The organism is Frankia sp. AgKG'84/4 (assembly GCF_023242965.2).
Classification (GTDB): domain Bacteria; phylum Actinomycetota; class Actinomycetes; order Frankiales; family Frankiaceae; genus Frankia.
The window spans coordinates 1-5,117 of the sequence record NZ_JALKFU020000381.1 but is presented as its reverse complement, the minus strand read 5'-3'; the positions used below and the strand labels follow the sequence as shown (position 1 = coordinate 5,117).

Genomic DNA, 5,117 nt, shown 5'->3' with positions numbered 1-5,117 from the left:
AGCCGTAGGCGCAGGTGGTCCCGTTCGTATGCGCTGCGGTACCGCAACCACCAGCTTTCAGGTGTGCCGAGCGTGGTGCGGCCCGCAGCGGCGCGGGTCCGCGGCGCCGCGCCGATCGCGACGCGAGCGGTCGGCCGGCGGCGTGAACCGTCGGCCGTCAGCGGACACAGTCGTCCGCGTCCCCAACCCCGCAAGACCCCGCACGCCCGCCTGACCCGTGCGTCCGGGAACGGCGCCGCGCCGGGGCGCCGTCGTGTGGCGTCCTCGCGTGCCTGCCCGGCAATCCCTGGAGTGTGACCGTGCGTATCGGTATCTTCCTGCCCACCGGCAACAACGGTTGGATCTCGTCCACGACGGCGCCGTTGTTCATGCCGACGTGGGAGCTCAACCAGAGCGTCACGGCGCGGGCGGAGAAGTACGGCTTCGACTTCGCCATGAGCATGGTGACGTTCCGTGGCTACGGCGGTGTGACCGAACACTGGAACCACACGCTGGAGACGATGACGCTCGCCGCGGCGCTCGCCGCGTCCACCGAGCACATCGGGATCTACGCCTCTGTCGGCATCCTGTCACTGCATCCGGCGATGGTCGCCCGGATGGCCTCGACGATCGACGCCGTGGCGCCGGGCCGGTTCGGCATCAACATCGTCGCGGGCTGGCACCGCGAGGAGTACGCGCAGATGGGCCTGTGGCCCGACGACGACTACTTCTCCTACCGCTACGACTACGCCAGCGAGTACGTGACGATCCTGCGGGAGCTCTGGGCGACCGGGCGCAGCGACTTGCGCGGCCAGTACTTCCAGCTCGACGACTGCATGCTCGGCCCGGTGCCGGCGAACCCGGTCACGCTGATCTCGGCCGGCGCGTCGCCGCGGGGGCGGCGCTTCGCCGCCGAGCACGCCGACTACAACTTCACCATCGGCCACGGCGTCGCCGGGCTGGAGCGGGCGGTGGCGGATCTCGCCGCGTCCGCCCGCGAGACCGGCCGGTCGGTGCGGCCGATCGTGCAACGGCTCATCGTCATGGACGACACCGACGCCCTGGCCCGGCGCCGGGTGGACCACTACAACAGCGGCTCGGACGCCGAGGCGCTGGAGAACGAGCGCAACCACTACGCGCTGGACCGCTCCGGCGGCAGCTCCGCGACGCTGGCCCGGACGATCAACCCACACCGGGCGCTCAACCCCGACGACGGCAATCTGATCATGGGCTCGCCGCGGACGGTCGCGGCCCGACTGAACGAGATCGCCCGGGTCGACGGCCTCGACGACGTGCTCGTGCTGTTCGACGACTTCACCGAACCGCTCGACCGCTTCGGCCAGGAGGTCGTGCCACTCCTGGACTTCCCGATGGGCGGCGAGCGCCCCTGAGCCCCGGCGGAGGGCCGCCGACGGCGCGGCCACCGCCGCGCGCGTCACCCAGCACCTCCGTACCCCGCACCTCCCACCGATCTCCCCTGGAGTGATCATGGACGTCCTGCGGATCGCGGCCACCGCCCGCGTGCTGAACTACCTGCCGGAGTACTACGCCGACACCACCGGCCTGTTCGCCGCCCGCGGCCTGCAGGTTCACGCCGAGCCGCGCGAGCCGTGGACGCGGGTCCTCGACGACCTCGAGTCCGGCGCCGCGGACATCGCGCTGTGCGGGCTGTGGGTGCCGGCGATGTTCGCCGGGCTCAAGCGTGAGATCACCGTCGTCGGCCAGCTCAACGCGCGCTGCCCGATGGCGATCGTCACCCGCGAGCCGGTCGAGTCGTTCAGCTGGTCGTGGCTGGCCGGGCGGACCGTGCTCGTCCCCGGGTTCACCGGGACCGTCCCGTACGTGTTCACCGCGGGCCTCATCCGGGCGGCGGGCGGCAACCCGGCGGATACCCGGTTTGTCCGCGACCTGTCCCGCGAGCTGCTGCTGGAGCTCTACACCGGCGGCATCGGGGACGCGATCATCGTGGACCTGCTGACCGCGACGAAGCTCGTACACGACGGCCACGGGGTGATCACCTGCCCGCTCGCCGAGGCCGGCGGAACGATGTCGAACAGCGTGTACTGCGTGCGCCCGGACCGCCTCGAGGCGCTGCGTGAGCCGCTGGGCGCCTTCCTGTCGGCGATCGGCGCGGCGATGGGCGCGCTGGTCGAGGCGAACCCCGCGGACGCCGACGTCGCCGCGCTGCTCGGCACGACGTTCCCCGACGCCGATCCGGACGTGCTGCGCGAGGCGACCGCGGCGATGATGGCGAACGGCACCTGGGAGGGCGTGCGCATCGACCGTGCGGGCTGCGATCGGATGAGCATGATGATGTTCGACGCGGGCCTGGCGCTGCGGCCGGCATCGTACGACGAACTCGTCACCGACGTCGTGCTCGACAGCGCGGGACGGTAGGCGCCGCGGCGCCGCGCCGGCCGCTCGCCCGGTGCCGGCAGGCCGCTGACCTGCGCTGACATCCGGCATTGTTTCATCGGCACCACATGGCTACGAAATCTCGCTGCAAACCATCTTGTATACGGTTTCACCATGGTTGGTAGCCAATGGCGCTCGATCCCACGGAGACGCCGTCCCGGCCCAGGGCAGTCGCCCTGGCGGGGGCGGGCACCGCGGCGCCGGCCGCGCGGCCCGTACCGTCCCGTCGAACCGCCGGAGGGCGGCTGATGGCCCTGACGCCCACCGTCGCCGAGGCGAGCGCCGCGGCGACCTCATACCAGCATCCACCAGCCTCGCCCGGTCCGCCGGCACCGCCGGGTCGGGCCGGCACCCGGGCCCTGCCCGGCTGGCTGGCCCGCGCCGGCCGGCAGCTCGCGGGCTCCCTCGCCGTCCTTCTCAGCGTGGTGACCGTGACCTTCCTGGTCACCCGGGTCCTCGCACCCGACCCGGTCTCGCTGTTCCTCGGCTCGTCGGGCGGCGGCGCCTCCAGCGCCGACGCCCAGGCGGCCGAGATGGCCAAAATACGGGCCCGGCTCGGCCTCGACGAGTCGATCCCCGCCCAGTACCTCCACTTCCTCGGCCAGCTCGTCCACGGCGATCTCGGCCGGTCGTTCCAGACCGGCCGGCCGGTCAGCTCGGATCTGTGGTCCCGCCTGCCGGCGACCGCCGAACTCGCGGTGTACTCCCTGCTCCTGGGCATCGTCGGCGGGATCGTCGCGGGTGTCGTGTCCGCTGTGCGCCGCGGCCGCGCCGCCGACGTGGCCAGCCGGCTGGTCACCATCGGGGCGCTGGCGATGCCGCAGTTCTGGATCGGCCTGATGCTCCTGTGGATCTTCCACACCAAGCTGCACCTCGCCCCGGGCCCGGCCGGGCGGCTGCCGATCGGCACCGACCCGCCCGGCCATCTCACCGGCTTCTACCTGGTCGACAGCATCCTGCGGGGCCGCTGGTCGACCGCCGCCGACGCCACCCGCCAGCTCGTGCTGCCGGTCCTCACCCTCGCCGCGGGGCTCGCGGCACCGATCTCGAAGGTGGTGCGGGCGTCGATGGTGGAGGCATTGGCGGCCGACTACACGCGCACCGCGATCGCCGCCGGTTTCGGGCGGCGGCGGATCTGGTTCGTGTACGCGCTGAAGAACGGACTGCTGCCCGTGTTGACGATGCTCGCGAACGTCGTCGCGTTCACCTTCGTCGGCTCGATCCTCGTCGAGGGCGTCTTCGGCTGGCCCGGCATCGGCAACTACGCCGTGAAGGCCATCGGGGACTCCGACTTCCCGGCCGTGCAGGGCTTCGTCCTGTACGCCACCGTTCTCTACGTCGTCATCTACGAGCTGCTCGCCGTCGCCTACCGCCGCGCCGACCCGCGGGTGCGGTCGTGACGGCCCCGGCGGCGCCGCTCGGCGCCCGGGAGCCGGCCGTGCGCGGCGGGCTGCTGCGCACGGCGGCGCGTTCGTCCTGGTCGGTACGCCTCGGCGCGGGGATCCTCGGGCTGTTCGTGCTGGCGGCGATCGTCTCGCTGTTCTGGACGCCGTACCCGCCGATGGACCCGGCCACCGGTGACTTCTCCGCCGCGCCGGGCTCCGGGCACCTGTTCGGCACCGACGCGGTCGGTGGCGACATCTTCTCCCGGGCGCTCGCGGCGACCCGCACCGACGTCGGCGTCACCGTCGCGGTGGTCGCGCTCGCCCTCGTCGTCGGCACTGTCTGGGGGGCGCTCGCCGGCTACGTGGGCGGTTGGTTCGACGGGCTCACGATGCGGGTGGGGCAGGTGATGAACTCGTTCCCGTCGATCCTGCTGGCGATGCTGGTGATCTCCGCGCTCGGCGGCGGGATGCTCGACGTCGTCCTCATCACCGCGCTGATCCCGATGCCCGAGTACACCCGACTGGCCCGCGCCGAGGTGATGTCGAAGAAGAACTGGCAGTTCGCCGAGGCGGCCCGGATGATCGGCCGGCGCCCGGCCGGGGTGCTGTTCCGCCATGTCCTGCCGAACAGCCTGCGCCCGCTGGTCGCCTACGCCGCGATCAACGCCTCCTGGGTCATCTCGACGGTGGGGGCGCTGGGGTTCCTCGGGCTCGGCATCGAGCCGGGCTCCGCCGAGTGGGGCTCGATGATCGCCGGCGGGCAGAGCGCGATCGTCAACGGCCGGTGGTGGATCTCGTTCTTCCCGGGCCTGTGCATCCTGGCGCTCGCCGCGGGCTTCCACTTCCTCGGCGACGGCCTGTCCGACGACGACCTCGACCGCCGCGGCCGGTGACCAGATGACTGCGCTGACCTCCACGCTGCTGGCCTACGAGCACTACAGCGGACAGTTCCGCGGCCCCGGCGGACAGGCCCGCCCGGTCCTGACCGACGTGACGTTCGGGGTGCGCCGCGGTTCGATGACCGCCATCGTCGGCGAGACCGGCAGCGGCAAGACGCTCACCGCGCTGGCCGCGCTCGGCCTGAGCCCGCACGGTTTTCACCGCACCGGCGGCACGATCCACTTCGACGGCGCCGACCTGACCCGGTTCGGCGAGCGGGAGTTCCGCGCGATCCGGGGCAGCCGGATCGCGATGGTCTTCCAGGACTCCCGCGGCGCGCTGAACCCGGTGTTCACGATCGGGTTCCAGCTGCGCGACGCCTGCCGGCTGCGGCCCGGGGTGAGCCGGCGCGCGGCCGCCGCCGAGGCCGAGGAGCTGCTGGCCCGGGTGCGCGTGGCC

5 protein-coding genes are annotated in these 5,117 nt (G+C 72.5%); all 5 read left to right on the top strand.

What is annotated here, in order from left to right; all coding sequences use genetic code 11:
* Window positions 1-299 precede the first annotated feature (299 nt).
* Window positions 300-1,370, top strand: coding sequence for an LLM class flavin-dependent oxidoreductase (locus MXD58_RS19510; RefSeq protein WP_248837956.1), 1,071 nt, complete (start codon window positions 300-302; stop codon window positions 1,368-1,370).
* A gap of 97 nt (window positions 1,371-1,467) precedes the next feature.
* A complete protein-coding gene (locus MXD58_RS19505; protein ID WP_248837957.1) occupies window positions 1,468-2,376 on the top strand; it encodes an ABC transporter substrate-binding protein in 909 nt (302 codons plus the stop codon).
* A gap of 266 nt (window positions 2,377-2,642) precedes the next feature.
* Window positions 2,643-3,794 carry an ABC transporter permease gene (locus MXD58_RS19500; RefSeq protein ID WP_250609691.1) on the top strand — a complete coding sequence of 384 codons (1,152 nt, stop codon included), beginning with the start codon at window positions 2,643-2,645 and terminating at the stop codon, window positions 3,792-3,794.
* Window positions 3,791-4,672 carry an ABC transporter permease gene (locus MXD58_RS19495; RefSeq protein ID WP_248837959.1) on the top strand — a complete coding sequence of 294 codons (882 nt, stop codon included), beginning with the start codon at window positions 3,791-3,793 and terminating at the stop codon, window positions 4,670-4,672. Before MXD58_RS19500 ends, MXD58_RS19495 begins: the two co-directional genes overlap by 4 nt.
* Before the next feature lie 4 nt (window positions 4,673-4,676).
* Window positions 4,677-5,117: ATP-binding cassette domain-containing protein (locus MXD58_RS19490; RefSeq protein ID WP_250609690.1), on the top strand; the 441-nt coding region annotated here is incomplete at its 3' end.